The sequence below is a fragment of the Methylopila sp. 73B genome (assembly GCF_000526315.1).
In the GTDB taxonomy this organism is placed as follows: domain Bacteria; phylum Pseudomonadota; class Alphaproteobacteria; order Rhizobiales; family Methylopilaceae; genus Methylopila.
Genome location: NZ_JAFV01000001.1, coordinates 2,866,828 through 2,893,558, shown reverse-complemented (window position 1 = coordinate 2,893,558; position 26,731 = coordinate 2,866,828). Strand labels below are relative to the sequence as shown.

Below are 26,731 nucleotides of genomic sequence, written 5' to 3'. Positions count from 1 at the left end.
GGCGCCGTCCGACAGTCCCGGCCCGCGCCGGGGCGTCGACGCCCCCGACTTCGACGAGCGGCGTGACGACCGCTCGTCCTTTTTCGTCGGCTCGGGCGTCAGCCCTCGATCATTTTCCGGACCAGCACCAGGTCGGCCGGCTTGTCGACGTCGATCGCGGCGCGGCCGAAGGGCAGCTCGACGACGCCTGCCGAGCAGCCGGCGATCTGCTCGATCCGGCGCATGGCGTAGCCGAGCGTGAGACGGCCGAACAGGGCGGCGATCACGGCCCCAATCCCGAGGCGGCGGAGTAGGGCGAAGGGCTTCTTCCGCTCGTTCTCCACGATCTGCCACATCTGGATCGCCCGCCCGGCCCGCGGGTCGCGCAGGTAGAACAGGTTGCAGCCGGAGAAGCGGCCGTCGCGGAAGCGCAGGAAGGTGCGCTTGGTGTCCGGCGCCGCCGCCATCACGTCGCGGTCGCGCGCCAGCCCCGCCACCACGTCGGCGTCGGGCAGATGGTCGAGGAACCAGCGGATCCACTCCGGCTCCAGCAGCGCGTGGTCGGCGGTGGTGACCAGCAGCGGCGCGCCGAGCGCCTCGAAGGCCTCGCCGACGCTGCGGCTGACCGAGGTCGATGATTTCAGAACCTCGACTCCGGGAAGATCGATCAACTCCGGCCGGTCGATCGAGACGACGATGCGGTCAATCCGGCCGCTGTCGCGCAGCGCCGCGATCACCCGCTCCACCATGGGGACGCCGCCGATCGGGATCAGCGCCTTGTGGGTGACGCCGGCGAACTCCGCGAGCGCGTCGCGGCCCGGCCGGACGCCCGCCAGCACGAGCGCGGTGCGGGTCACGCCAGCGCCTTGCGGTAGATGCGGTAGGTCTTGTAGGCGGAGCCGTTCGAGAGCGCCTCGCCCATGTGCCGCATCGGCATGTTGCTCTCGAGCACCCAGGACATCTCCACCCGCTCGATCCCGCGGCGGCGGCCCTCCTTGCGGAACTCGTCGAAGATGTAGATCGGCATGGCCCGGCCGAGGAACGAGCGGGCGTACTCCTTGCGCACGCCCATCAGCGCCACCCGGCCGCTGGTGTAGGTCATGCGCTTCAGTCGCCAGACGAGCTTCGCCCAGTTGAACGGCAGCAGCTTGCCGCCGAAGTCCGCGATCATCTCGTTGAGGTTGGGCAGGCCGACCCCGAAGGCCGCGGCGCGGCCGGACACTTCGACGATCCAGAGCAGCCGCTCGTCGATCAGCAGTTTCAGCGACTTCGCCAGGTGGTCGAGCTCTTCGGGGCTGAACGGCACGAAGCCCCAGTTCTCCGACCAGGCGTCGTTGAAGATGTCGATGACGGTCGCGATCTCTTCGTCGTACCGCTTCCAGTCGAGGTGCCGCACCACGACCTCCGGCGGCCGCGGGCGCTCGATAATGCGCTCGACCGCCTTGGGGAAGGGGTCGCTGGTGAGGTGCAGGTAGGCGAACAGGTCCATCGCCTTGGCGTAGCCCTGCTCTTCGACGCGGGCCGCGACGTAGCGCGCGTCGTGCGGCATGAACAGCATCGGGGCCGAGTCGAAGCCGTCGACCAGCAACCCGCACTCCTCGTTGATCGACAGGTTGAACGGCCCGCGGACCTCGGTCCGTCCCTTCGCCTTCAGCCAGGCTTCCGCCGCGGCGAACAGGGCGCGGAACACCTCCGGGTCGTCCTCGCCGGCGAGAAGGCCGAAGTGGCCGCAATCGGCCACCCGATCGTCGCTCTGCGCGCTGATGCGGCCGACGGGCGCGCCGTCGCGCCACGCCAGGAAGAACTGCGCCTGGACGTGCCGGAACAGCGGGTTCTTGGCCGGCGACAGCGCCTCGCGCCGCTCCATAGTCAGCTGGGGGACAAAGTTCGGGTCGGCCGCCTGCAACCGGTTCGGCAGCGTGATGAAGCGGTCGAGGTCGCGCTTGCCTTCGACCGGGCGGACGTCGATCTGGCTCATCGGCCGGTCTCCAGGGCGAGCGTCCGCCGGCGGCTCGGCCGCGCGAGGCCCTGCTCCATGCGGTTGAGGTTCCAGGCGCCGATCCCGAGGAACAGGACGGTCCCGGACCAGGCGGCGATGATCGGCGGCAGGATCGCCGCGAGCCCGAGCGAGGTCAGCAGTCCGTCGCAGACCAGGAAGACGAGGCCGAGCGCGAGCCCGGTCATGGCGTGCTTCGCGGAGCGCGCGTCGCGCCAGTTCACGAAGGCGCCCGGCATCGCCAGCAGCAGCATGACGACGGCCGCCATGGGGGCCGCGAACACGCGGTGGAACTGAGTCTCGTAGAACGAGAGCGGCGCGTTCGCCACCCGTTGCCCGCTGATGACGGCCTGCGCCGCCGCCGCGGAGATCTGGCCGAACGGCTCCATGGCGGCGACGGCGTCGGCGGGGGTGAAAGTGGTCGTCCATACGCCGTCGGCCGACACGGCGGCGTTCGAGACGCCGCGCTTGAAGGAGGCGTAGGTCGCGCCGGTGAGCGTCCAGCGCTTCTTCTCCCAGCGCGCCTCGGCGGCCGTCAAGCGCCCCGTCGCGGCCTTGTCGGGCGAGCGCTCGAAGACCTTGAGGTTCTTCAGCGTCCGCCCGCGATCCGCGATGCCCTCGAACGACAGGACGTCGTCGCCGATCCGAAGCCATACCGGCTTCGCGCCGTCGAACTTGGGCTCCTGGCCCTCCGCCCACCACAATGCGAGCCGCTGCTCCGTCTTCGGCAGCACCGCGTCCAGCATCACGCATTGGAGGCTCGCGATCAGGAAGGCGGCCGGGAACATCATCGCGAACAGGTTCCCGGTGCTGCGCCCCGAGGCCCGCATCGCGACGATCTCGCTGTTGCGCGCCAGCAGGCTCAGCGTCATCAGCGCGCCGACCAGCACGCCGAGCGGAATGGCGTGGGAGATCAGCGTCGGTACCCTGAGCAGCAGATAGGTTCCGAAGCCCGCGGCGCCCTCGCCGCGATCGAGGATGTCGCCCGCGTTGTCCACGAGGTCGAGCACCTCCGCGATCGAGGCGAGCACGAGGGTGGCGACGGTCGCAAGCGCAAGGAAGCGCAGGCTCATGTAGCGAAGAACGCGCATCAGCCCCTCGCGGCCGCCCGTCGGCGGAACAGCGGCGCGATCGCGCGCCCCGCCGCGGCGGCGAGCGCCGAGAGCTGGTCGGTGAAGCGCGAGATCGCCGAATCCCCCGGTCGATCGGTGCCGGTCGTGAACAGGAACGCCGAGACCGCCACGAGCCCCGCCAGCGGGCCCCAGGTGAGCAGCGGCGCGGGCGCGAGACCCTTTTCCGCCAGCGTCTCGCCGATCTGCAGCACGTTCTGGAACAGGATCAGGGCGAGCGCCGCCACTCCCATGTTGGCCACGCGGTTCTGCCGCCGCATCGTCATGCTGAGCGGGATGATCAGCAGCGGCAGGAACACGATCGCGAGCGAGCGCACGATGCGGGAGTGGAACTCCGCCGACAGCTTGCGATAGGGCGCGGAGGGCGCAGCCTCGCTCATCTCGCTCCAAAGCTCGTTCAGCGTCAGCTCGCGCTCGTTGCCGCCGCGCGGCCGGAAGGGCGGCGCCTCGAGCGCGAAGGTCTTGTCGAAGACGAGGTCGCGGAACCGCAGCGTGCTCGGGCGCTGCCCGGCGGCGTTGCGCAGGACGACGCCGTCGGAGAGCCGCAGCTGGAGCTGCTTGCCGTCCGGGGTCACCTCCAGCTTTCCGGCGCGCGCCGTGGTGAGCGTCTCGAGGCCGCCGGCGCGGTCCTCGATGAAGACGCCTTTGAGATTGCGCCCGGTGTTGTCGACCTCGTCGGCGGTGACGGTCAGCCCGTCGCGCACGTTGATGAAGGTGGCGGCCGGCGCGTGCGCGCGCCAGGCGTAGGAGACCGAGGAGTTCAGGATCGACCGGTAGCTGTAGCGGCTGTAGGGATCGAGATAGCCCGAGACCAGCAGGTTGAGGGCGGCGATCACGGCGCCGATCGCCATCAGCGGCTTCGCCAGCGACCACACCGACACGCCCGAGGACAGCATCGACTCGAGTTCGGCCCCGCTGGACAGCCGCGAGAAGGCGGCGAAGACGCCGAGCGCGAAGGCGGCCGGCATGGCGAAGCCGAGGTAATGCGGGACGAGGCTCGCCGAGAGCGCGAACACGAGATAGACCGGGGCTCCCGCCGCGGCCAGCACGTCGACGATGCGCAGCACGCGCTCGAGCAACAGCCCCGCGAGCACCACGCCGAGCGACAGCAGCATCGGCCTGAGGGTCAGGGCCGTGACGTAGCGCTGCAGCAGGCCGAAGCCGGGCAGCGTTCCACGCGCCTTGGACGTTTGCGTCACGGCGCGGTCCAGATGGCCGCCAGGGCGGCCTTGAGGGCGGCGATCGTCCCGGCGTCGAGCTCCGGCCCCTCGCCGAGCGCGGGCGGCCCGGGCCATCCGGCGTCGACGAAGGTCACGCCTTCGAAGGCCCGCGGCGTCGCGTGGCGGGGGATCACGTGGAAGTGGACGTCGGGGTCGACCATCATCAGCATCAGATAATTGATCTTGTCGTAGCCGGCCAAGCGCTTCAGCGCCGGTTCGAGGCCGGCCACCACGCGGCCCAGCTCCGCGAAGGCCGCAGGGCTCAGCGCGCCGAAGGCGGACGCGTCCTCCTTGCAGACCAGCACGAGCGAGCCGAAGCCGGGTTGCTTCGGCCGGATCTGCACCGACCACAGCTCGGTTTCGCCCACCACCGTCGCGGGGTGGCCGAACTTTAGCATCGTAGGGTTGGGCATGGGCTTCGAGTGCGTTGGCTTGGGAGGAGCGCCAGGGACGCGGCGGCTGGCAGAATAGGCGTTTCATCATTAAAGAGCACGCATTCACACGAACGACGATGCGGACGACCAAATTATGACGCAGCTACGCCAGGCAGCCGTCGCTGTCCTTCTCGGAAGGTCCGACGCGCGCATCTGGGGGATGTCCTCGGCCGAACGCCTGACCCGGCAGCTGGCGCGTGCCGGCGTGGCGGAGGTGCGCGAAACGGCGGAGGCTCTGCCCCAAGACGGCGAGGTTCTTCTGCTGCGCGTGGACTACGCGTTCGAGCAGCGTCTGATCGACGCGCTGGCCGAGCGGCCGGGCGCCGTGCTGCTCGACGGGGCAGTCCCGGTCGCGGCGCATGTGTCGGCGGCTGAGGCGCCGGGCGTGGCCGCGGCCATCGCGCAGGGGTCGGCCGCGGGCCTGCCCGCCACGGTGGAGCGTCTTGATTCCGAGGGGCTGGCCGGCTCCTACAACAGGAAGCTCCGCAAGCGCGAGATCGCCTATCTCATCCCGCTCAGCCCTGAGACGGTGGACGAGGTCGAGGCGCGCAGCTTCGCGGGTTCGTACAAAGGCGTCACCGACGCCGTCACGAAGTACGTCTGGCCGGTTCCGGCGCGCATCGTGACTAAGTGGTGCGCCGTGCGCCGGATAACGCCGAACGCCGTCACCTACGTCGGGCTGGTCCTCGTCTTCGCCGCGATGTGGGCGTTCTGGACGGGGCACTACCTGCCCGGACTGCTCGCCGCGTGGATCATGACCTTCCTCGACACCGTCGACGGCAAGCTCGCCCGCGTCACCATGACCTCGAGCGAGTTCGGCAACGTGCTGGACCATGGCATCGACCTGGTGCACCCGCCGTTCTGGTGGATGGCCTGGGTCTTCGGGCTTCCGGCGGCCGGGTTTTCGGGAGCCGGGGCCGAGTGGATGATCGCGATCATCTTCGGCGGCTACATTCTGCAGCGGGTCGAGGAGGGGATCTTCCTGCGGCTGTTCGGCATGCATATGCACGTCTGGCGGCCGTTCGACAGCTTCTTTCGGCTGATCACCGCCCGCCGCAATCCGAACCTGGTGCTGCTGACGGCGTTCACGCTCTTCGGCCGTCCCGATCTCGGGATGTACGCCGTGATCGTGTGGATCGTGCTGAGCTTCCTCGTGCACACCGCGCAGATTGTCCAGGCAGTGATCGCCCGCCGCCGCTCGCCGATCGTCTCCTGGCTGGACGCGGCGTGACCGCTCTCGGCGTTCTCGCGAACGCCAGGAGCTGGCGCGGCGTCGAGGGCCTTGTCGGCGCGCCCGGCGTCGTGGCGGAAACGCCCGACGGGATCGGCGGCTACGGACCGGCCATCGCACGGCTGAAGGCCGGCGGCGTGAGCGTGATCGCGGTCGCCGGCGGCGACGGCACGCTGCGCGAGGCTTTGACCGCGCTCGTCGCGGCCTATGACGGCGCGCCGCCGCCGATCGCCTTCGTGCCCCGCGGCAAGACCAACGTGGCGGCGGCGGACGTCGGCGGCGTGAAGGACCTCGCCGCTCTCGCGGCGGCGGTCGCGTCCGGCGCCGAGCCGCGCCGACGCGAGATCCGGCGGCCGATGCGCGTCACGGCGGACGGCGTCGCGCGCTACGGCTTCGTGTTCGGCTGCGGCGCCTTCGAGCGGGGCGTCCGGCTCGCCAACGCCCAGGTCCACAAGCGCGGTTTCGCGCAGGGCGTGGGCCTTGGCCTGGCGGTGGCGTCCAGCATCAGCGCGGCGTTCTCCGGGGCCGAGCGCGAAGCCTGGCGCCGCGGGGTCTCGGCGTCCGTCGCGGTCGACGGCGGGTCGGCGCTTGCGCAGGACCGCTTCGTGCTGCTCGCGACCACGCTTCACAAGCTGATGCTCGGGCTCTGGCCGTTCTGGGGCGAAGGCGCGGGCGAGATCCGCCTGCTCGACGTAGCCGCGCCGCCGCGGCGGCTGGCGCGGGCGCTGATCGCCGTCGGCCGGCGGCGCCCGGCGCCGTGGATGGCGGAGGCCGGCTACGTCAGCCTGCGCGCGGACCACCTCGCGCTCGACCTCGCCGCGCCCTTCATCCTCGACGGCGACACGTTCCACGCCGGCCCCGACCGCCGGATCGAACTCGCGACGGGGCCGGCGGTGACGTTCGTGACGTATTGAGTTGAGACGGCCAAGAGGGGCAGCGCGTGCTTCGAGACGGCCGCCAAGGGCGGGCTCCTCAGCATGAGAAGGTTGAGGTTGGGCCGCGAAAACATCCTCATGCTGAGGAGCCGACCGAAGGTCGGCGTCTCGAAGCACGCACAACGCCCAGCGTGGCGCACAGCCACCGTCTCCGTATTTTCCCCGCCAGAAGCGTCCTGACCCCATGCCGCCTCTCCCAAGCCCCGCACGAACGCCTCTGACGTCCGCCGTCGCCGCGGAGCTCGCCGCGCCTCAGCCTGAGGCTGTGCGCGCCTTCGCGGCCGAGCTTGCGGCGCGCGGGGGAGGGGCCGTCGCGGGGGTGCTGTTCTACGGCTCGGCGCTGCGCACCGGCGAGACGGACGGTCTGCTCGACTTCTATGTGCTGCTCGACGACCTCGCCGCCTGGGACCAGGGCCGTTTCGCGGGCTGGGGAAACCGGCTGCTGCCGCCGAACGTGGAGTACGCCGAGAGCGCCGACGACGCCCCGCGGCTCCGCGCCAAGGTCGCGATCATGTCGGTGGCGCAGTTCGCGCGCCACGCCCGGGCTCTGAGCCGCGACACCACGATCTGGACGCGCTTCTGCCAGCCAGCGGCGCTGCCTTACGCGCGCGACGCTGCGGCGGCGGAGGCGATCGAGGATGCGGTCGCGACCGCGGTCGGCGCGGCGGCGTGGTGGGCGGCGCATCTGGGGCCGGAGCGCGGGGCGGCGGCGGCGTTCTGGACGGCGCTGTTCCAGCGCACCTACGCGTCCGAGCTGCGCGTGGAAAGCGCGGCGCGTCCGTCCTCGATCGTCGAGCGCGCGCCGGAGCGCTTCGCGCGCGTGCTGGAGCTTGGATGGGCCGCCGAGGGCGTGCCGTTCGCGACCGAGACGGACGGGGCGCTCGCGCCCCAAATCACGCCGGAGAGCCGCGCGAAAGCCGCGAGGGCCTGGACCCTGCGGCGGCGCCTGGCGAAGCCGCTCAATCTCGTGCGGCTCGCCAAGGCGGTCTTCACGTTCTCAGGCGGCGTGGACTACATCGCCTGGAAGATCGAGCGGCACTCGGGCCACCCGATCGTCGTCACGCCATTCCAGCGCCGGCACCCATTGCTGTCGGCAGGGCCCGTGCTGTGGCGGCTGTGGCGCCGAGGCGTTCTGCGCTGACCGGGAACGGGCAGACGTTGGTCTCGTTCGGCAGCAGGCCGAACTCGCGGCCGATGCGCGTCATCAGCGCGATCGCGAAGTCGATGTGCTCGTCGGCATGCGCGGCGCTGACGCTGGAGCGCAGGAAAGCGGACGAATTCGGCGTTGCGGGCGGCAGCGCGAGGTTGAGGTACATGCCCTCATCCAGCAGCCGCTTCCAGAACGCCACCGCGACGTCCGGGTTGTCGATGATGACCGCCACGATCGGGGTGCACTCCGGGCCGACGTTGAAGCCGGCGCCGCGCAGGCCGTTGTAGAACCGGCGGCTGTTGGCGGTCAGCTTGGTCCGGCGCTCGGGCTCGCGCCGCAGCGTCTTCAGTGCGGAGATCGTCGAGGACATGATCGACGGCGGCAGCGAGGCCGTGAACATGTAAGGCCGCGAGGCGAGCCGCAGGATCTCGAAGCCCTCGAGGCTCGAGACGCAGAAGCCGCCGACGCTGGCGAGGCTCTTCGAGAAAGTGCCGACCACGAAGTCGACGTCGTCCTCGACGCCTTCACGCTCGGCGAGGCCGCGGCCGTCGCGGCCGAGCACGCCCATGGAGTGGGCCTCGTCCACCATCAGGTAGGCGCCGTACTCGCGCTTGACGTCGACGAACTCCTTCAGCGGGGCGGTGTCGCCCAGCATCGAGTAGATGCCCTCGACCACGATCAGCTTGTCGCCCGGCTGGTCGGCGAGGCGGCGGAGGCGCTTGGCGAGGTCGTCGGGGTTGTTGTGGCGGAAGCGGACCACCGGCGCGTGGCCGAGGCGCGAGCCGTCGTAGATCGAGGCGTGGCTGTCGGCGTCCAGGAACAGGTGGTCGTCCTTGCCGACCAGCGTCGAGATCATGCCGAGGTTGGCCTGGTAGCCGGTGGAGAACACCATGCAGTGCTTGCGGCGGTAGAAGTCCGCGAGCTCGCGCTCGAGCTCGGCGTGGACCTTGTAGCTGCCGTTGGCGATGCGGGAGCCGGTGGTGCCAGTGCCGTGGTGGCGGATGGCGTCCGCAGACTGCTCCATGGCGACCTCGTCGAAGGTCAGCCCGAGGTAGTTGTTGGTGCCGAACAGCAAGGTCTTCTTGCCGCGCACGACGCCTTCGACCGAGGACAGAATGTCGTCGAACTTCACCGAAAACGGATCGGCCCCGCTCTGCTTCAGACGATCGTACCGCGCGCTGAGCGCCGCAAACTTACCAAAAATCGACATATCACGCATTACTCCGCAGAGCTTGGATCGTCTTCGCTAGATCGTCGACGGTCACAACGCTCGCCATGTCATGCAGCGGAATCGAGATGTCGAACTTGTCCTCCAGCGCCATGCAGAAGTTCATCACGGCAATTGAATCGAGGCCAAGATCGTTCACGATGTTCATATCCGTCCGTAACTCGACCCGCCGATTGACTACCGTCTCTAGCACTTCGGAAATCTCGGCGAGCAACTCGTTTTTCTCTTCACTCATCTTTTCGTCCAGGCGGACGGATCCATATTTCGTTGTCAGCGCGGAAAATATGGAGTTGTCGTCGATCTGTAAAGTTTCTGAGCATGTCAGCAAATCAACAGGGGATTCAGCGTGTTACACATGCGCGATGTCTCCCCCGGAGCCGAATTCGGCCGAATGTTCCGCCGCCGGGTCGTTCCGCCGGCAGGTGTTGCGAAAAAAGCGACGCCGGCCGCTGGGCCGACGGGGACGTCCAAGACCGCGGCCGCTCCTCGCTTTTTCAGCCGAGACGGCGCCCCCCGAGGCGCCTTTCAGCGGTGAAAACTCCTGATAATCCAGAAAACGGCACAGCTGGTTAACGAAGCGTCTGCGCGGCCCGCGCCGCGTTTGGCGCGGCTTGCGCGTTGCAGGCCCGCACGACGTCTTGGCGCCGGCGCCGCCCGGGACGCGCGGGATTGAAACAGAACGGCGCCGAATGTGTTCAGGTCCCGGCGGAACCAAGCGACCGGTAGAGCTCCCGGGACCGGCTCCGGCTGAGCTTTCCGGACGACGTGACCGGCAGCGCGTGGGCCCCGACCAGCCGAACGACCGGCGCGACGCCGAATCGCATCCGGAGCACCTTCTCGACCTCGCCCCGCAGCGCGTCGCGGACGTCGGGCGCGCTCGCGCGGCACTGGACCAGCGCGACGACCTCCTCGTCATCCGCGGAATCGACCGAGAACACGGCGACGTCGCCGCTGCGCAGGCCGGCGACCTCGCTCTCGGCCGCCCACTCCATGTCCTGGGGCCAGATGTTGCGCCCGTTGATCAGGATCAGGTCCTTGGCGCGGCCGGTGATCACGATCTGGCCGTCGACGAGGTAGCCGAGATCGCCGGTATCGAGCCAGCCGGCGGCGTCGATCGCGGCGGCCGTCGCCTCGTCCTCGCGGAAATAGGCCTGCATCAGGCTCGGCCCCCGCGCGAACACCTGGCCGACGGCGCGGTCCGCCTGCGGCTCGCCTGTGGGGTCGCGGACTTCGATCGCGTGGCCGGGGAGGGCTGCGCCGCACAGCACGAACTCGCGCGTCCGGTCGCCTTCGGCCGCCGCGGCGGCGACGCCCTCGCTCTCCAGCCGGTCGAGGTCGAGCGTCTCGGTGCGGAGCCCCTCGCTGAGCGGCGCGAAGGAGAGCGCAAGCGTGGCCTCGGCCATGCCGTAGCTCGGCACGAAGCTCCCGAGCCGGAAGCCGTGGGCGGCGAAGCGATCGGCGAACCGGCGCAGCACATGGGGACGGATCATGTCGCCCCCGATGCCGGCGATCCGCCACGACGTCAGGTCCAGCGCGCCGAGGTCGAGCGTCGCGGCGCGCTGCACCGAGAGCTCGAAGCCGAAGCTCGGGCTGTAGGAAATTGTGGCCCGGTTGCGCGAGATCAGCTCCAGCCACATCAGGGGCCGCCGCGCGAAGTCGCGGGTCGAGAGGTAGTCGACCGAGAGCCCGGCCACGATCGGCGTGAGCATGAAGCCGACGAGACCCATGTCGTGGTAGAACGGGAGCCACGACACGCAGCGGTCGTCCGGCGTGGTTTCCAGCCCCGCGCGGCTGATTCCGACGGCGTTCGCCATCAGCGCGGCGTGGGTCACCATGATCCCCTTGGGAAAGCGCGTGCTGCCGGAGGAAAACTGCAGGTAGGCGAGATCCTCCGGCGCCGGACGGTCGAGTTCGCCGCCGGCCTCCGTCTCCGGCACGTCCGCGATCGACCCCACGAGCTTCAGCGGAAGGCCGTCGACCGCCTCCAGCAGCCACGCCTTGAGGGCGGCCGGCGCGAAGGCGGCGGCGGCGTCCGCGGTCTCCACCATGCGGCGGATGTGGGCGAGGTAGGTCTCGCGGCCGCCGAAGGCCATCGGCAGCGGCATCGGCGCCGGCACCAGCCGGGCGTAGCCGCAGGCGAAGAACAGCCGCACGAAGTCGGCCTCGGTCTCGGCGATCAGGCCGACGCGGTCGCCGGGCGCGAGGCCCGCGGCGAGCAGGCGGGCGGCCAGAGCGCGCGCGTCGTCGCGCAGCCGGGCGTAGGGCAGGTCGGCCAGAACCTCGCCGCGCGCCGAATGGAACGTGAAGCCGCGATCGCCCGTCGCCGCGGCGTCGAGCGCGTCGAGGATGGTCTCGTGCTGGGGGTGGAGGTCCGTCATGCGAAAGCTGGATCCAACAGGGGCGCGGGAGGCGCTCCGCCGCGGGTCGCATCACGCGGCGTGGCTGTCAACCTTCACCACGCGCCCTTCGGCCAGATGAACCACGTGGTCGGCCGCCCGGGCCCAGGCCGGCTGGTGCGAAATCGCCAGCACCGTCAGGCCCGTGGAGCGCGCCAGATCCATCACGTTGCGCACGATGTTGGCCTCGGTGTCCGGGTCGAGCGCGGTCGTCGCCTCGTCCAGGATCAGAAGTTGCGGCCGGTGGATCAGCGCCCGCGCGATGGCGATGCGCTGGCGCTGTCCGCCGGAGAGCCGCGCCCCGCGCTCGCCCACGACCGTCTCGACGCCCTCCGGCAGCTTCGCCACGAAGTCCGCCGCGCCCGCCGCCTCCAGCGCCCGCTCGACGTCCCCCCGGTCAAACTCCGGCTGGCCCAGCGTGACGTTGGAGAGCAGCGTGTCGTGGAACAGGATGAGCTCCTGCGGCACGTAGCCGGTCATCCGCCGCCACGCGACGAGGTCGATCTCCGGCAGCGGCCGACCGTCGATCAGCACCGCGCCGGCGGTCGGCTCGTGCAGGCCGAGAAGCAGGTCGACGGTGGTGGTCTTGCCCGCGCCGGAGCCGCCGGTGATCGTGGTGACCAGCCCCTTCGGCACCGTGAACGAGGCGCCCTCGATCACCGGCTCGCGGTCGTAGGCGAAGCTCACGTCCCGGAACGCGACCGCCCGCTCGAAGCTGGGCGTCGCGCCGGGATGAAGCGATTCCCGCGCGCGTCGGGCGAGTTCGATCGTCTCGGTGACGGCGATGAACCCTGTCTCGGCGATCCGCACCGACTGCAGTCCCTGCTGCGCTTTGCCGATCGTGGTGACGGTGCGAACGAGCAGGACCGACATTATCAGCACCTCGCCGGCCGGCGCCTGCCACACTACGAGCGCGGCGTAGATACCGACCGCAAGGCAGATCGCGAGGATCGGCTCCTGCAGCGCCTTGTTGGCGTGGCGTGCGAAAGATTGCTTGCGCTGGGCCCGACGTATGATCTCCGCGTCGCGCTCGAACAGCGATTGGAACCGGCCGTGGCGGCCCATGGCCTTCATGGGCTTGATGCCGACGAGAAGATCAGTCAGCCCGCCGATCATGCGCTTGACGTGTCGGTTCTGCTTCCGCGCGGTCCGCTTTGCGATGATCACGAACCGGTTCAAGGTCAGCACCATCAGCAGCCCAACGCCGAGCGACAGCAACGCGAGCTTCCAAGAGAACAGCGTGACGATGGTGACGTAGGTCGCGACCTGGATGATCTCCGCAAGCAACTGGGCGCCCTGGTTGTAGGCTTCGCCCGCCTGGGAGGCTTCGCCGCCGAGCGCGTTTGAGAAACGCCCGACGGGCTGACGGACGTAATAGGACCAGCGCGCCGCGAGCAGCGCGTCGATCAGGTCAAGCCGCATCTTGACCGCGACGTCGGCGACCGCCCGGCCGACCTGATGAAGTGCGATCAGGCTGAGCGTCGCCTTCAGCAGCATGCCGCCGACGAGGGTCGCAAGGAACAGGCCGATGGAAGGGGTAATTCCATAGCTTTGAAGAGCGTCGAAGACGCTTTTTGCCGCGCCCTTGGAAGGGGCGCCTGTCTCGCCGATGAGGGTGACGAGCGGCAGCAGGCTCGCGACGCCGACGCCTTCCGCGATGCCTGCGAGCACGAGGAAGAACAGGATCCCGATGCTCCGGGGCAGCGGAATGACCGATGCGAGCCGCTTGAGCGACGCGAGCCGACCCGGCGGTGCGGGCTTCGCTGGCGTTGGGGGAGGCTTTGCGGGGGACACGGCAATCTCGGAAAGGTTCGGACGGCGTGGCCGAGCGGTATCGTCAATCAAGCCCGGCCTCAACCCCGTGGACGATCCGGAGAGGCGAGCAGCACCCGCTCATAGGCTTCGGCCGAGCGCTCGAACGAGAAAAAGCCTGCGCGTGCGCGCAGCGCCGCGCGGTCGGGCGGCGTGTCCAGCGCGCGCGCGATCGCGCTCGCGAGCGCCGTGGCGTCGCCGACCGGAACCAGGGCTCCGTGGCGGCCGCCTTCGAGAATCTCGCGCGGGCCGCTCGGGCAGTCCGTGCTTACCGCGGGACACCCGCAGGCGAGCGCTTGGATCAGCACGCCTGGCAGGCCCTCGAACGCGGACGACAGCACGAAGAGATCGGCCCGCGCCATGTGGGCGAAGGGGTTGTCGTCGAAGCCCGGCATGCGGACCTCGCCGCCGACGCCGAGCTCGCGCGCCAACGTTTCGAGCGCCGCGCGGTCGGGTCCTTCGCCGAGGATGACCAGCCGCGCCGGGCGCGTCGCGCGCAGCGCGGCGAAAGCGCGCAGCAGAGTGGGGAAATCCTTCTGCGGCTTGAGTTTGCCGACCGCGAGCAACACGGGGCCCGCGCCGTCGCCGTACCAGGGCTCGTCGACCGGCTCCGCCGCGAGACGCGCGAGCGAGGGGCCGACCACGGGGTTGTAGATCGTGGCGACCGCCGTCCGGGGCAGGCCGCAGCGCTCTGCCAGATCCTCCGCGACGCCGTCCGAGACCGCGACGATGCGATCGGCGCGCGGGTAGAACCGGCGCACGATCGGCGCAAGCCGCGCGACGGTCGGGTCCCGAGCGTTGAGAAGGTCGGAGGTGAAGTGGTTGCGCTGGCTGAGCGCCACGCGAACATCGACGCCAGCGAGGTCGCGCGCGATCACCGCTGCGACGTTGCCCATGTCGAGCGCCGACAGCAGCGCCTGCGGCCGCCGCGCCCTCAGATAACGCGCCAGCGCCGGTATGGCGCCGAGAGCGCGCGGCGCACGGGGACTGGCGAGCACGGGCAGCAACACCGCGAAATCAGAAGGGCGCCGGACCGCAAGCGAGAGCGCGCCCAGGGCGGTCCTCACCTTCAGGTCGACGACACGGACCTCCGGAGGAACGTCCTTCAGGAAGGGACCGGAGGCGTTCGCGAGGACGAGATCGACCTCATGGCCGCGCGCCGCCAGCGCCGCGGCGAGATTTCCCATGGAGCGCTCGGCGCCGTTGCCTTTGAGCGAGCGGATGAACAGGGCGATCCGGGCCCGCTCGACGGGCGTTGGCCCCTGCCTCACGGTCGGGCATCGAGCGCCGCGGCTCCTCGGGCGGCTTCGGCGGCGCGCCATGCCTTGAACGCGCCGAGATGCACGTCGATCGCATGGTCCGGCGTCGCCATGCCTTCGATCGCCGCGAACATGCGCGGCCTGAGCTGCTTCACGACGGGAAGGGACGGGCCGCGGACGCTCGAGCGCGTCAGCTTCGCCTCGAACTCGGACTGCGATCGAGTAAAGTAGTGATTGTAACGGATGACGTCGCAGGAGAGATCGCCGGGCTGTTCGCGCGCGGCCTTCCGGATCGAGGTGCGCGCTTCCGTGAAGCACACGGCGTCCGTTCCGGCGAGACCGAAGCTGTGGGCGTTCTTGGTCGCCACGATTTTCGACGGCTGGACGAAGCATTTCGTGTTGAGGAGCGGCGGAAACGAGGCCTGGGCGCGAAGCGAGGCAGCTTGTCGGTACGCCTCGATCACCAGGCCTTCAGGCGGGGTCGCGTGGCCGGACGTGCCGAAGTGCAGCCCGACGACGCCGAGCGCCGCCACATCGAGGTATCCGTCGAGCGTTTCGGTCAGCGAGGCGCCCGACATCGGGCACATGAACTCGTCGATGTCGAAGAATCCCATCCAGCGGTAGCTCGCGCCGAAATTGCTCAGCGCATGCGCGTAGCCAAGGGTCTGGAGGTTTATCTGCGGATTGAAGTTCCGCCACGGGATGAGGGTGGCGAGCCCCAGCCGCGTGTAGGATCGGACGATCTCGGGGCCGTCGTCGGCCGATCCGTTATCGTAGAAGTAGAAGTGGGAGACGCCGAGGAAGCGGTGGAAATCAATCCACTCGGCGATGTAGGGCGCCTCGTCCTTGAAGATCGTAGCGACCGCGATCTCCCGGTTTCCCTCAGGTGGCGCACCGATGGCGGGAAGCGGAATCGTGCTGCGTTCCGAGTAGCGGCGAGCCCGCTTGCGCGCCCAGCGGCGCAGCCGCTTCAGTCCTGGAATTCGCATGATCCGCAATTGCTCAATATCGGAACGGACGCGTTTCGGGATTGAGCCAGTTAAGCGGATTCCGCCGGTCCAGCCCATGCCAGTGAAGAATGCGCGGCTTAAGCAGGCTTTCGTCCGCAGGCGTGCGCGCGCGCCGGTCGATCTTGGTTCGGTTCGCCCTGCTGCGTACGTTGTACTCCACCGGAAGCGTATGGACAGAGACCTCACTTTTCCAGAGCGCAACGCGTAAGGACGCTTGGTCTTGGCCGTTGGTACGGTCGCGGTATTGGTAGAAATAGTCACGCCACAGGCCGAGGAAATCGGCTGTGCGCTGGCCGGACCGATAGGCGAGAACACCACCGTTGTATTCGGGAAAGCTGTAGGGAATGGCATCGTATTCAGGGACGTTGTGGGCCCACCGGCTACTTTTGCGCGAGAGGTCGTGGGTCGCCGCAATATCGAAGCGCCCGAGCGTCTCGAAGATGTCCGACACGTCCCGCACGACGCGGGTATCGCTATCGAGATAGAGCGTCCGCTCGTAGGGCGAGCGGGAGATGAAATCCACCTTCGCGCGTTTATGGGCGACTTTAATCCGAACGACCTGATCGAACGCCAGATCGCTCGTTTCCATGTCCGTGAACAGGGTGACTGGAACGGGCGTATGCTGCTTCAAAGAGCGCGCGGAATGGACGGCTTCGGCGACGTAGTCGACCCCAAAAGCGATGTAGACGACGCCCGCTGTCATTGGTCAGCTCGGTCAGTTCCTGAAAAATTTCGCCCGCAGGCCGCGTTAACGTTGCGTCTCTTAAAGGGGGTGCGCCGCTTTAGCTAGCGCCTTCGAACGGCGGACCGTCTCAGCGAGTTCGCCGGCCGCATGCGCGCGCGCCGCCTCTCCGCCTGCGAGGAAACCAGCGTCCGCGAGCGCGCGTACGTAGCGATCGAGGTCGCGGGTCGAGATAAGCAGCCCCGCATCTTCAAGCGCCCCAAAAAGGCGCTTCGTTGGCGCGCTTATGGAGGCTAGGCGGCGCGTCAATTCGATCCGCCGAGTCTTCCGGTCAGGGCGCCGCTCCAGCCGGAACAAAGCCACCGGTTTTCCCCGTAGCGCGCCCTCCGCGACCATCGCCGCGCTGTCGTCAGTGATCAGGAACGCGTCGGCGGCGGCGAGGAAGTGCAGGTAGCGGTTTTCGCCGGCGCCGAACAGCGACAGCCGTACGGGAACATCGGCGTCCGCCAGCGCGTCCTGAAGCGCTGCGGTGGCTTCCGCCGAGGTGCGCGGCGAGGTCGCGACGATGAGTGATCCGCCGCTCTCGCGCGCGCCGCGCAGCGCCTCAGCGCCGAGGGCCCGCGCCGCGGCAGCGTCGAAGATGAGCGGGCGGCTGTTCCCGCCCGCGATCACGCAGAGCCGTGGGCCGGGGAGGGCGGCAAGATCCTCGGCGATCGGCGCCGGCGCCGGCGGGCGGCTCAGCGGCAGCGCGTTAATGATGACGTTCGGCCGCTCCGGCAGCAGATATTGCGGTGTCGTCACGATCAGGTCGAACCAGTCGAGCGGCGCCCAAGGCCGTCCGATGTGAACGAGCTTCGTGCGGCCGCCGGAGGCCTTCCGGATCCACAAGGCCGCCGGGACGGAGCGCTTTCCGGCGCTGATGACGAGCGCTGGCCAGGGAGGCGAAAGCGACGCTTTCGTCTCTTGCGTCAGGGAGAGGCGGGTCGCGCCAAGCAGGAGATTGGGCCGACGACTCAAGCCGTTGAAGGCGAGCGGCGTCGGCCGCCATGGCAGGCCTGTGGCCTCGGCCAGCGTCGCGATCTGGCGGTTGTCGCCGGCGCGGCGGCCGTAGAGCGCCCAGATCTCGGGATCAGCCATGGCGGGTTCGCGGCCTAGCGCACGAAGGCGAGCGGCGCCGCGGTCTGCGGGTGGGGGATCACCTCCATCGGCACGCCGTAGATCCGCTCCAGCGTCGCGGGGTCGACGATCTCATGCGGCGCCCCGCGGGCGATCAGCCGTCCGGAATGCAGCGCCACGATCTCGTCGCAGAAGCGCGCCGCCATGTTGATCTCGTGCAGCACCACGATGACGCCGAGGCCGCGCGCCTCGGAGAGCCGCCGCACCAGCGCCAGCACCTCGACCTGGTGGGCGACGTCGAGCGCCGAGGTCGGCTCGTCCAGCAGCAGCCAGCTCGCCTCCTGCGCCACCAGCATGGCGAGCCATACCCGCTGGCGCTCGCCGCCCGAAAGCTCCTCCACCAGCCGGTCGGCGAAGGGCTCGATGTCGGTCAGCTCCATCGCGGTCTTCACGGCGGCCGCGTCGCCTGAGCCGAAGCGGCCGAGCGCGCCGTGCCAGGGGTAGCGGCCGAGCGCCACCAGCTCGCGCGCCGTCATGCCGGTCGCGGCCGGCGGCTGCTGCGGCAGATAGGCGACCTCGCGGGCGAAGGCGCGCGACCCCCAGCTCGCGATCGGCTCGCCGCCGAAGCGCACCGCGCCGCCGGTCGGCTGCTGCTGGCGGGCGATCAGCTTGAGCAGGGTCGACTTGCCCGAGCCGTTGTGGCCGATCAGTCCGACCACCCGCGCGCCCTCGAAGCTTAGCGTCAGGGGCTCCAGCAGCGTGCGGGCGTCGACGGCGAAGGTCAGCCCGTCGAGCTCGAACGAGGGCGCTGCGTCGTCGGTGCGGACCGCGCGGTTGGCGAAGAACATCGGCGGGTCTCTCTCGCAAGGGAATGGTGTCGTCGTCGCCCGGCGGGGCGGGCGGGTCAAGCCTCAGCGTCGCTGCAGTAGCCACATCAGGAGAGGTCCTGCCGCCAGCATGCCGATGAGGCCGGCCGGCACCTGGAACGGCGGGTAGATCACACGTCCGAGCCAGTCGGCGCCCAGCATCACCAGCGCGCCGATCAGGGCGGTGGCGGCGAGCTGCGCCGCCGGCCGGCCGAGGCCGAGGCGGGCGGCGAGGTGCGGGGCGATCAGCCCCGCGAAGCTTAAGGGCCCCACCGCGATGGTGGCGCCGGCCGCGAGCGCCGAGGCGAGCGCAAGTATGCCGAAGCTCGCGCCGGCGGGCCGCACGCCCACCGCGCGCATGGTCGCGCTTCCGAGCGGCGCAAGCGCGAGCCAGCGCAGCACCAGGCCGGAGAGCGCGAGCAGCGCCGCCCCCATCGCGGTCACCGCGAGCGCCGTGCCGGGCTCGACGTCGTAGGTCGAGCCGGCCATCCAGTTGGCGATCAGCAGCATGCGGGGGTCGCCGGTCGCCATCAGCATGGCGAGCACCGCCGCGACCATGGCGCCCAGCGCGACGCCGCCGATGAGCAGCTGTTCCGGCGCCCGCGCCCTGGCGCCGAAGGCGAGGAGGACGCCGGCGGTGAGCCCCGCGCCCAGCGCCGCCGCGCCGATCTGGGCCGCGTAGGTCGGGGACGGGGAGAACATCAGCGCCAGCACGAGGCCGAGCGCCGCGCCGGAGCTGACGCCCAGCACCTCGGGGCTCGCGATCGGGTTGCGCGTCAGGCGCTGCAGCAGCAGGCCGCTTGTCGCGAGCATCGCGCCGGCCGCCGCCGCCGCCAGCGCGCGCGGCCAGCGCCAGGGCAGCAGCGCCGCGAGCTCGGCGCCGGTGGCGAAGCTAAAGCCGCCGTCCGGCGTGCGGCCGAGGCCGAGCGCCACGAGGGCGAGCAGCGGCAGGCTGGCGGCGAGCACGGCGAGCACGGCCCCTGCGTGACGACCGCGCCGCGCCGGCGCGGTCGCCGCCTCCGGCGAAGGCGTGCGCTTCAGCCGCGGCGCGAGCAGCAGCAGCACCGGCGCGCCGATCAGCGCCGTCGCGGCGCCGGTCGGAATGTTGATCGCGGTCCAGCTTTCGAGCGTCTGCAGCCAGGCGTCGGTGGCGAACAGCACGCCGGCGCCCAGCACTGCGCTCCAGGCCAGCCGATGCTTCAGCCGGCGCACGCCGAGCCCGCGCGCGAGCGCAGGCGCCGCGAGCCCGATGAAGCCGATGACGCCGACCGCGCTCACGATCGAGGCCGAGAGCGCGACGGCGACGCCGAGGCAGAAGAGCCGCAGCCGCGTCACCGAGAGCCCGAGGCTTTTGGCGGGCTCGTCCAGCTCCAGAAGCTGCAGCGGCCGGGCGAGCAGCGCGATCGCCAGCGCGGCGAGGCCAGCGCGCCAGGCCAGCGGCCCGACCAGCGACCAGTCCTGCTGGTTCAGCGCGCCGCTGCCCCAGACGTAGATTCCCATCAGCGCATGCTCATTGAACAGCGTCAGGCCCGCCGCGGCGGCGCCCGCGAACATGGTGATCACCATGCCCGACAGGATGACGGTGAGCGGCGCGAACCGCGCGCGCCACGACAGCAGGAAGACCAGCGCCGCCGCCGCCGCGCCGCCCGTCAGCGCCACCAGCTCGCGCGCCGCGCCGACGAGGGCGGGCGCGAGGAGCGTCGCGACGCTGAGCGCGAGCTGCGCCCCGGCCGAGACGCCGAGCGTGGAGGGCGAGGCGAGCGGGTTGCGCAGCGCCTGCTGGAGCGCGGCGCCGGCGAGGCCGAGGCCGGCGCCCACCAGCAGCGCGAGCGTCGCCCGCGGGGCCATGCTGTAATGCACGAGCAGCTGCGGCAGGCTCGAGAGATCGGGCGCGAACAGCGCCTGCAGCCACTCGGCCGCGGGCAGCCGGGCGGCGAGGCCGAGCCCGAGCGCGAGCAGCCCGAACGCGAGCAGCGCGCACGCCGCCGCCAGCGCCGGTCGGAAGCCGTCATGCACGGTCGGCGGCCTCCGCCAGCAGGCGGCCGAAGCGAGTGAGCACCGGCAGGCTGCCGAAGGCCAGCGTCGGCGCCAGCCGGATCGTCCGCCCGGGCTCGGCGAAGCCCACCGCCCGCCAGATCGGGCTGTCCCGGAGCAGCGCCAGCGCGTCGGCCGGAACCGGCTCGAAGGCGATCAGCCGCGCCTCGCGCGCCTCCGCCAGCGCTTCGAGCCCGACCTGCGAGAAGCCCCAGGCGTTGGGCTGCCGCGGCCAGCCGTTGACGAGGCCGAGCCGGACAAGCCCGTCGTTGTAGAGGCTGTTCCGGCCGAACACCCAGGCGGTGCGGGCGGTCTGGAAGAACACCGGCAGGACGGGCCGGTCGCGGAACGGCGCGACCCGCTCGCGATAGCCTGCGAGCGCAGCGTCCGTGCGGGCGAGGAAGGCCTCCCCCTCGTCGCGCGCGCCGAGCAGATCGCCGAGCCGGCGGGTCGCCTCGACGAGGTGCGGCCAGGGCGACGAGCCGGTGGCGTGCACGGCGAGCGTCTCCACGCGAGCGATGCGCTCCAGCTTCGGCTTCAGCCGCTCGAGATAGGGCGTGGAGAGGATCAGGTCGGGCTTCAGCTGCTGCAGGATCTCGAGGTTGATCTCCCGCGCGGTCCCGAGGTTGACGAGGCCTGCGGGCAGCGCCGGCTCCACGCACCACTTGTCCCAGCCGTCCGCTCCGGCGAGCGCGATCGGCGGACGGCCGATCGCGATCAGCGTCTGCGCGATGGCGTAGTCGAGCGACGCCACCCGCTGCGGCGGCGCGACCCCTTGCCCCCGCGCGACCGCCGGGGCCGCCAGCGCCGCCGCCCCCGCCAGACGCGCAAAAGCCCGGCGCGTGAGCGCCGGGCCGGGGCAGGGGGGCGAGGAGCGTGCGAACGGCGGTTTCAGGTCGAAGGCCTTTTGGAGAGGGAGTGTCTGGCGGCCGGCTTGGCTGTCTCGAAAGTGGGTCCGGTCGAGCCGCCGCGCGTCATGCCCCGGTTTATCCCACAGGTGTCCGGTTCGCGCTCGGCATAGGCAAGTTCTTCATCTGAAAGCTCTGAGCCCCCTCACCCGGCCCTTCGGGCCGACCTCTCCCCGCCGGGGAGAGGTGAAGGATGGCGCGCTGTCTTCACCTCTCCCCGGCGGGGAGAGGTCGAAGCGCGAAGCGCTTCGGGTGAGGGGGGCTCGCGGTTGCAGGCAAAGGAACGCCAGCACGAAGCCTTCGGAACCGGACACCCATGGGCTTATCCAAGCCATTCATGGCGGCGTCTGACTATCCGGCCTGGGTTCCCCGGATAAACCGGGGAATGACGACGGTCTTCGGCGCCAGCCTCCGAACTCTCGACCGGGCTCTTACCGGAAGACCGCGCCGCCGGGAACGTTACCAGCGGTAGCGCAGGGTCCCGATAACGGTGCGGCCCTGGCTCAGATAACACCGGCCGCTGTTGCAGACCGGGGCGTCGTCGTCGGCGAGGTTGGTGGCGTTGACGGCGAGCGTGACGCCCTGGAGCTTCGGGCTCGCCTTGCCGAAATCGTAGCGCGCGCCGGCGTCGAACAGCGTGTAGGCGTCGTTCTTGAACGTGTTGGCGCTCTCGTTGAAGCTCGACCCTGTGTAGCGCACGCCCGCGCCGACGCCGAAGCCTTCGAGCGCCCCGGTCTGGAAGGTGTAGTCCACCCAGGCGGATGCGGTGTGCTTCGGCGTGACGAGCGGCTGGTTGCCGATGTTGTTGGTGAACTCCCCGGGACGACCGACGACGGGTACGTCCTGATCCTTCGTGATCTCAGCATCGTTGTAGTTGTAAGACGCGATGACGTCGAAGCCTTGGGCGAGGTTGACCCGCGCGCTGAGCTCGACGCCGAAGGTCTCGATCTCGCCGATGGCGGCGGAGAAGCTCGTGCCCGGCACGGCGCGCGTGGCGTTCTTCTCAGTCAGGTGGTAGGCGGCCGCCGTGAACAGGCTCGTCGAGCCCGGCGGCTGGTACTTCACGCCCGCCTCGAACTGTTCGCCCTCAGTCGGTTTCAGCAGGCCTCCGCCTTCGCCGCGGACTGCCGCGGGCAGGAACGACGTCGAGTAACTGACATAGGGCGAGATGCCGTTGTCGAAGGCGTAGAGCACGCCGACGTTGTAGGAAAACGCCTTGTCGTCGCGCTCGGTGGGCTGTTGCGACGAGGTGAGCGGCAGGCCGTCAAACCGGGTGTAGTCCAGCGTGCGCTCGGCCCAGTCGTGGCGAATGCCTGCCGAGATGTTCCAGTGATCGCCGATCTTGATCTGGTCCTGCGCGTACAGTCCCAGCTGTTTCAGGTTGATGTCCGTGCGTGAAAGGATCGGCGGCGTCGGGCCGCTCAATCCGAAATTCGGATCGTTGATGTCCAGATCGTAGCGATCGCTCACAGGCAGAGTGCCTTGGCCGTTCTTGGACTCCGACCATTGGTGGTCGAGCCCGAACAGCAAAGTGTGGCGGATGGCGCCCGTCTCGATCTTCGCCTCGACCTGAGTGTCGATCTGCGTCGCCTCGACGGTTTCGTCGATCGCCAAAGAGCCACGCCTGTAGACGTCGCCGATGTAGCTGCCTGGAACGTTGCCCGGCACGCCCGCGGTCAGGTAGCGGGCGTTCATGTCGAGATAGTTGTAGCGGGCGTTTTGGCGCACCTTGAGCGAGTCGTTGAACGCGTGCTCAAACTCGTAGCCAAGCTGATACTGCGTCTGCTTCAGGTGGTCGTACTTCGGGTCGCTGGCCCGGATGTTGAAGATCTCGGTGTTTGGCAAAGATCCGCGTGTCAGCACGACCGGATTGCTGTCCGTCTCGTCCTTCTGGATCACGCCGTAGACCGTCAGCTTGGTCGCGTCGGTCGGCGCCCATGTGACCGAGGGGGCCACCAGAATCCGATCGTCCTTGCTGTCGAAGTCGACCTCGCCGATGCGACCAAGCGTGACGAGGCGGCCCATGAGGGTCTTGTCGGCGTTGAGCGGGCCGCTGACGTCGATACCGGCCTCGTAGCGGCCGGTGCTGCCGATCGAGCCGATCGCTTCGAAGCGCGGCTCCTCGGTCGGCCGCTTGGAAATGCGGTCGATCAGGCCGCCCGGCGTCGACTGGCCGTAGAGCACGGCGGCCGGCCCCTTGATGATGTCGATGCGCTCGAGCGTGAAGGGCTCGGTGCGGAAGGTCGCGAACTGGCCCTGCGCCTGCCGCAGGCCGTCCTTGTAGTCGCCGAAGGTGTTGACGGGGAAGCCGCGGATCGAGATCTGGTCGAAGCGGGGGTCGAAGCCGGAGCCGTTCGTCGTCACGCCCGGCGAGTAGCGCACCGCTTCCGGAATGGTGGTCACGCCGCGGTCCTCCAGCTCCTGCCGCCCGATCACCTCGACGGAGCGCGGCGTCTCGAGAATGGGCGTGTCCGTCTTCGTGCCGGCGCTGGAGCGGGTGGCGACGTAGCCCTGGACCGGGCCGCGGGCGGTGTCCTCGCGGCCCTCGCCGGTGACCTGCAGCTCCTCCAGGGCGGTGGTCCCGCCCTCCTGGGCTTGCGCCCCGCCGGCGCAGAGAACCACGACCGTCGCCGCGCCCGCCAGAGACGCAGCACGCGTCACACTCAGTACATGACCCTTCATCGCCATCCCCAGTTGCAGTATGTCCCGCAGGTCCCCGACCGGAACGTCCAGTCGCGCCGTTCTATTTCAGTGCGTCGTCGAAGTCAGACCCGCGAGATGACGCGGTCGTGAACTATCGCGTGAGGCGTTTTTAATTTTTACAATCAAACGAAATCAGTCCCACGTGCCGAAGGCGAAGCGGATGGCCTGGTTGACTGCTGTCGGCAGCACCGACATGTGGGTCTCGCCGCGGATCAGCGTGAAGGCGCTTGTCACGCCGTCGAGCGCGCTCAGGCGCGCGTGCATGGCGCGGGCGTGGCTTTCGGTCTGCGCGCGCGCCTGGGCCGCGCGGCGCTTGTCCTCGTCGGAGGCGCCGATCTGGAAGGGGGCCAGCCGCTCCTCGTACTCGCCGACCGAGATCAGCACCTTGCGGCCGGCGGGCCTGTCCGCGCGGGCGCCGAAGCGGTCGGCGTGGGGGAGGAGATTGAAGTCCTCCCAGTAGACCGTGGGACTGACCGCGATCCAGTGCGAGAAGGCCTCCGGCCGGGTGAACAGGCCGTAGAGCGCGCAGAGCCCGCCGAAGGAGTGGCCGAACAGGGCGGTGCGCGCCGGGTCGGTCGCCACGCGGCGGGCGATCTCGGGCTTCACCTCGTCCTCGAGAAAGGCCAGAAATTCGGCCGCGCCGCCGGTGCGCACCTCCGGCCCGTCGGGCGTGTGGCGGGGGTAGGTCGCGCCGGGCGGCGGCCCGTAGTCCCAGGAGCGCCGCACGCTGTCGTAGGCCCCGTCCGTGGGGTAGCCGACCGCGACGACCACGGCGTCGGAGATTCCCGTCCCCATCGGCCAGGGCGTCTGCGACCTCAGCGCGTCGACGGCGGTCGCGAACACCGCGTTGCCGTCGAGGAGATAAAGCACGGGCCAGCCCCCGGCGGGCGCCTCGCCCGGCGGCGTCCGCAGGAAGAGGCGGTAGGGCGCGCCGCCCGTGCGGGGGCTGAGGTCGAACCGGACGCAGCCGGGCAGGGTCACGGGGAGGTCGGTCACGGGCGGGCCTTCGGGCTCATCTGTCATGCAGGCGCCCCCTCACCCGCCGCGTTCCGCGGCGACCTCTCCCCGCTGGGGAGAGGTGAACAGCGGCGCCGTCTGCCTAACCTCTCCCCGGCGGGGAGAGGTCGGAGGGCGTTCGCCCTTCGGGTGAGGGGGCCTGCGATCCGGCGGTTCACGCGTCGGCGCGGGCGGCGCCGGCCACGGCGGGCGCCATCGAGGCCCAGTTCACCATCGGCTCGGGCAGCTCCAGGTCGAAGCGGTCGTAGCCGACGAGGGCGTTCACGATCGCGGAGCTGCGCCAGGCCATCAGGCTCAGCTGGCTCTCGGCGATGCCGTGGCTGTGCCGGCCGGCGTTGAGCGCGAAGATGCGGGCGTGACGCGGCCCGTCCCAGGCGAGCGAGTAGTCGTCGGCGAGGATCAGCCGGTCCTGCCGGTCGGTGGCGATCCGGCGCTTCAGCGGCGCGAGCGCGTCCGGCAGGCGGAAGCGGTAGCCGGTCGCGAGCGCCAGCGCGTCGGCGAAATGCACCTCGATGCCGCCGTCGAAGCCGTTGCGCACGATCAGCCGGAACTCGCCGTTGCGCTCCTCCGCCTGGATCACGTCGCGGCTCGGCAGCATCGCCGCCTCGACCGGGCTGTCCTCGAGGTAGCGCATGGCGTAGAGCCGGCGGTAGATCGCGTCGATGGTCGAGGGCGAGACGCCGTCGCTGGTCAGCACGGCGGTCGCGAAGGCCGCCGTCTTCCGGTCGTCGCCGAGCTTGCGGTAGGCGTCGACGTACTCCGGCGAGAACACCTGGTTCGAGAACGGCGTGTCGTTGAGCGGCTCGAAGTTGTGGCGACGGCTGAGCCAGCTCAGCGCCTGCGGCGGCGTCTCCTGGGCCAGCAGATGCTGCACGATCTCCGCGCCGCTCTGCCCGCCGCCGATCACGGCGACCCGGCCCGCGGGCAGGTGCGGCAGCCGGTCCACCGCTTCGCTGGCGTGGAAGCAGCGGGCGCGGTCGAAGCCCTGCGCCCAGTCCGGCAGGTGCGGCTGCATGCCGACGCCGACCGCGAGGTTGCGCGCGCGCCGCCGCGTCCCGTCCACCGTCAGCACGAAATCGCGCCCGTCATGCGTCACCTCGCTCGCCTCGGCGCCGAACGACAGGGTCGGCAGCTGCTCCGCGACCCAGGCGAAGTAGCGCGCGAACTCCTTCCGCGGCGCGGCGTCGTAGTGCGCGTTGAGGAAGGCGAAGAAGCGCTTGGTCTGGACCAGGTAGGAGACGAAGGACCACGGGCTCGTCGGGTTGGTCGAGGTGACGAGGTCCTTGAGGTAGGACGACTGCAGCTCGACGTCCGGCAGCATCATGCCTGGGTGCCAGTCGAAGCGGGGCCGGCGCTCGAAGAAGCGCGCCGTCAGCTCCGGCACGCTGTCGAGCTGGGCCGCGAGGCTGAGGTTGAAGGGGCCGATCCCGATGCCGGCGAGGTCGAGGGGTTCGATGCTGTCGAGGTCGTTGGCGCGGGCGTCGCTCATGGGGGTGTCCTCGGACGGAAATGGCTGTGGGCTGAGGGGCGTTCGACGGGGAGGGGAGCGCGTGCTTCGAGACGCCGACCTTTGGTCGGCTCCTCAGCATGAGGACCGATGGCGTTCCTCAACCTTCCTCATGCTG

Annotated in this window: 22 protein-coding genes; 3 read left to right on the top strand and 19 right to left on the bottom strand. The window is 70.0% G+C overall.

Annotation, left to right across the window (positions count from 1 at the left end; translation table 11 throughout):
* Window positions 1–98 precede the first annotated feature (98 nt).
* The 5 genes from K244_RS0113940 to K244_RS0113920 are packed head-to-tail and all read right to left on the bottom strand — an operon-like array spanning window position 99 to window position 4,738.
* On the bottom strand, window positions 99–836 hold the full coding sequence (locus K244_RS0113940) for an NTP transferase domain-containing protein (protein ID WP_020186894.1): 738 nt from the start codon (window positions 834–836) through the stop codon (window positions 99–101).
* Window positions 833–1,957: a GNAT family N-acetyltransferase gene (locus K244_RS0113935; RefSeq protein WP_020186893.1), complete on the bottom strand. Its 1,125-nt coding sequence runs from the start codon at window positions 1,955–1,957 to the stop codon at window positions 833–835. Before K244_RS0113935 ends, K244_RS0113940 begins: the two co-directional genes overlap by 4 nt.
* Entirely contained in the window at window positions 1,954–3,066 is a 1,113-nt protein-coding gene (locus K244_RS0113930; RefSeq protein ID WP_020186892.1) for an LptF/LptG family permease, read from the bottom strand. The genes K244_RS0113935 and K244_RS0113930 overlap by 4 nt, the downstream gene beginning before the upstream one ends.
* Window positions 3,066–4,304, bottom strand: coding sequence for an LptF/LptG family permease (locus K244_RS0113925; protein ID WP_020186891.1), 1,239 nt, complete (start codon window positions 4,302–4,304; stop codon window positions 3,066–3,068). Before K244_RS0113925 ends, K244_RS0113930 begins: the two co-directional genes overlap by 1 nt.
* Window positions 4,301–4,738 carry an HIT family protein gene (locus tag K244_RS0113920; protein ID WP_024816507.1) on the bottom strand — a complete coding sequence of 146 codons (438 nt, stop codon included), beginning with the start codon at window positions 4,736–4,738 and terminating at the stop codon, window positions 4,301–4,303. Before K244_RS0113920 ends, K244_RS0113925 begins: the two co-directional genes overlap by 4 nt.
* Before the next feature lie 181 nt (window positions 4,739–4,919).
* Between K244_RS0113920 and K244_RS0113915 the strand changes: the two genes are divergently transcribed.
* The 3 genes from K244_RS0113915 to K244_RS0113905 all read left to right on the top strand — a co-directional run bounded on the left by K244_RS0113915 (window position 4,920) and on the right by K244_RS0113905 (window position 8,066).
* Window positions 4,920–5,990 (top strand): CDP-alcohol phosphatidyltransferase family protein, encoded by a 1,071-nt coding sequence (locus K244_RS0113915; RefSeq protein ID WP_245259771.1) that lies wholly within the window; start codon window positions 4,920–4,922, stop codon window positions 5,988–5,990.
* Window positions 5,987–6,904, top strand: coding sequence for a diacylglycerol kinase family protein (locus K244_RS22755; RefSeq protein WP_020186888.1), 918 nt, complete (start codon window positions 5,987–5,989; stop codon window positions 6,902–6,904). Before K244_RS0113915 ends, K244_RS22755 begins: the two co-directional genes overlap by 4 nt.
* A 205-nt stretch (window positions 6,905–7,109) precedes the next feature.
* Complete coding sequence (locus K244_RS0113905; protein WP_036305800.1) at window positions 7,110–8,066, top strand: hypothetical protein; 957 nt, start codon at window positions 7,110–7,112, stop codon at window positions 8,064–8,066.
* Here the strand turns inward: K244_RS0113905 and K244_RS0113900 are convergent.
* The 14 genes from K244_RS0113900 to K244_RS0113835 all read right to left on the bottom strand — a co-directional run bounded on the left by K244_RS0113900 (window position 7,984) and on the right by K244_RS0113835 (window position 26,595).
* A complete protein-coding gene (locus K244_RS0113900) occupies window positions 7,984–9,285 on the bottom strand; it encodes an aminotransferase class I/II-fold pyridoxal phosphate-dependent enzyme (RefSeq protein ID WP_020186886.1) in 1,302 nt (433 codons plus the stop codon). The genes K244_RS0113905 and K244_RS0113900 overlap by 83 nt on opposite strands.
* A gap of 1 nt (window position 9,286) precedes the next feature.
* Complete coding sequence (locus K244_RS0113895; RefSeq protein WP_020186885.1) at window positions 9,287–9,538, bottom strand: acyl carrier protein; 252 nt, start codon at window positions 9,536–9,538, stop codon at window positions 9,287–9,289.
* 460 nt (window positions 9,539–9,998) lie between these two features.
* Entirely contained in the window at window positions 9,999–11,681 is a 1,683-nt protein-coding gene (locus tag K244_RS0113890) for a fatty acyl-AMP ligase (RefSeq protein ID WP_020186884.1), read from the bottom strand.
* Between the two features lie 51 nt (window positions 11,682–11,732).
* Window positions 11,733–13,493 carry an ABC transporter ATP-binding protein gene (locus K244_RS0113885; protein WP_024816506.1) on the bottom strand — a complete coding sequence of 587 codons (1,761 nt, stop codon included), beginning with the start codon at window positions 13,491–13,493 and terminating at the stop codon, window positions 11,733–11,735.
* Between the two features lie 59 nt (window positions 13,494–13,552).
* Window positions 13,553–14,782, bottom strand: a complete 1,230-nt coding sequence (locus K244_RS0113880) for a glycosyltransferase (protein WP_020186882.1) — start codon at window positions 14,780–14,782, stop codon at window positions 13,553–13,555.
* Window positions 14,779–15,759 (bottom strand): glycosyltransferase family 92 protein, encoded by a 981-nt coding sequence (locus tag K244_RS0113875; protein ID WP_020186881.1) that lies wholly within the window; start codon window positions 15,757–15,759, stop codon window positions 14,779–14,781. The genes K244_RS0113880 and K244_RS0113875 overlap by 4 nt, the downstream gene beginning before the upstream one ends.
* Before the next feature lie 13 nt (window positions 15,760–15,772).
* The gene (locus K244_RS23965; RefSeq protein WP_020186880.1) at window positions 15,773–16,483 is read right to left on the bottom strand and encodes a hypothetical protein; all 711 of its coding nucleotides are present in this window, start codon (window positions 16,481–16,483) and stop codon (window positions 15,773–15,775) included.
* A 60-nt stretch (window positions 16,484–16,543) separates the two neighbouring features.
* Window positions 16,544–17,599 carry an ELM1/GtrOC1 family putative glycosyltransferase gene (locus tag K244_RS22015; protein ID WP_020186879.1) on the bottom strand — a complete coding sequence of 352 codons (1,056 nt, stop codon included), beginning with the start codon at window positions 17,597–17,599 and terminating at the stop codon, window positions 16,544–16,546.
* Between the two features lie 14 nt (window positions 17,600–17,613).
* A complete protein-coding gene (locus K244_RS0113860) occupies window positions 17,614–18,426 on the bottom strand; it encodes an ATP-binding cassette domain-containing protein (protein WP_020186878.1) in 813 nt (270 codons plus the stop codon).
* 63 nt (window positions 18,427–18,489) lie between these two features.
* On the bottom strand, window positions 18,490–20,460 hold the full coding sequence (gene fhuB, locus K244_RS0113855) for a Fe(3+)-hydroxamate ABC transporter permease FhuB (RefSeq protein WP_020186877.1): 1,971 nt from the start codon (window positions 20,458–20,460) through the stop codon (window positions 18,490–18,492).
* Window positions 20,453–21,232 (bottom strand): ABC transporter substrate-binding protein, encoded by a 780-nt coding sequence (locus K244_RS0113850; RefSeq protein ID WP_020186876.1) that lies wholly within the window; start codon window positions 21,230–21,232, stop codon window positions 20,453–20,455. The genes fhuB and K244_RS0113850 overlap by 8 nt, the downstream gene beginning before the upstream one ends.
* A 613-nt stretch (window positions 21,233–21,845) precedes the next feature.
* Window positions 21,846–24,008, bottom strand: coding sequence for a TonB-dependent siderophore receptor (locus K244_RS0113845; RefSeq protein ID WP_020186875.1), 2,163 nt, complete (start codon window positions 24,006–24,008; stop codon window positions 21,846–21,848).
* A 213-nt stretch (window positions 24,009–24,221) separates the two neighbouring features.
* Window positions 24,222–25,085: an alpha/beta hydrolase-fold protein gene (locus K244_RS0113840; RefSeq protein ID WP_020186874.1), complete on the bottom strand. Its 864-nt coding sequence runs from the start codon at window positions 25,083–25,085 to the stop codon at window positions 24,222–24,224.
* 175 nt (window positions 25,086–25,260) lie between these two features.
* On the bottom strand, window positions 25,261–26,595 hold the full coding sequence (locus K244_RS0113835; RefSeq protein ID WP_020186873.1) for a SidA/IucD/PvdA family monooxygenase: 1,335 nt from the start codon (window positions 26,593–26,595) through the stop codon (window positions 25,261–25,263).
* Window positions 26,596–26,731: the final 136 nt, after the last annotated feature.

What these genes read in the sequence shown, in the direction of transcription:
- K244_RS0113835 (WP_020186873.1), bottom strand. Translation starts at nt 26,595, where the DNA reads ATGAGCGACGCCCGCGCCAACGACCTCGACAGCATCGAACCCCTCGAC.
- K244_RS0113915 (WP_245259771.1), top strand. Translation starts at nt 4,920, where the DNA reads ATGTCCTCGGCCGAACGCCTGACCCGGCAGCTGGCGCGTGCCGGCGTG.
- K244_RS22015 (WP_020186879.1), bottom strand. Translation starts at nt 17,599, where the DNA reads ATGGCTGATCCCGAGATCTGGGCGCTCTACGGCCGCCGCGCCGGCGAC.
- K244_RS0113905 (WP_036305800.1), top strand. Translation starts at nt 7,110, where the DNA reads ATGCCGCCTCTCCCAAGCCCCGCACGAACGCCTCTGACGTCCGCCGTC.
- K244_RS23965 (WP_020186880.1), bottom strand. Translation starts at nt 16,483, where the DNA reads ATGACAGCGGGCGTCGTCTACATCGCTTTTGGGGTCGACTACGTCGCC.
- K244_RS0113890 (WP_020186884.1), bottom strand. Translation starts at nt 11,681, where the DNA reads ATGACGGACCTCCACCCCCAGCACGAGACCATCCTCGACGCGCTCGAC.
- K244_RS0113860 (WP_020186878.1), bottom strand. Translation starts at nt 18,426, where the DNA reads ATGTTCTTCGCCAACCGCGCGGTCCGCACCGACGACGCAGCGCCCTCG.
- K244_RS0113930 (WP_020186892.1), bottom strand. Translation starts at nt 3,066, where the DNA reads ATGCGCGTTCTTCGCTACATGAGCCTGCGCTTCCTTGCGCTTGCGACC.
- K244_RS0113895 (WP_020186885.1), bottom strand. Translation starts at nt 9,538, where the DNA reads ATGAGTGAAGAGAAAAACGAGTTGCTCGCCGAGATTTCCGAAGTGCTA.
- K244_RS0113875 (WP_020186881.1), bottom strand. Translation starts at nt 15,759, where the DNA reads ATGCGAATTCCAGGACTGAAGCGGCTGCGCCGCTGGGCGCGCAAGCGG.
- K244_RS0113900 (WP_020186886.1), bottom strand. Translation starts at nt 9,285, where the DNA reads ATGTCGATTTTTGGTAAGTTTGCGGCGCTCAGCGCGCGGTACGATCGT.
- K244_RS0113935 (WP_020186893.1), bottom strand. Translation starts at nt 1,957, where the DNA reads ATGAGCCAGATCGACGTCCGCCCGGTCGAAGGCAAGCGCGACCTCGAC.
- K244_RS0113920 (WP_024816507.1), bottom strand. Translation starts at nt 4,738, where the DNA reads ATGCCCAACCCTACGATGCTAAAGTTCGGCCACCCCGCGACGGTGGTG.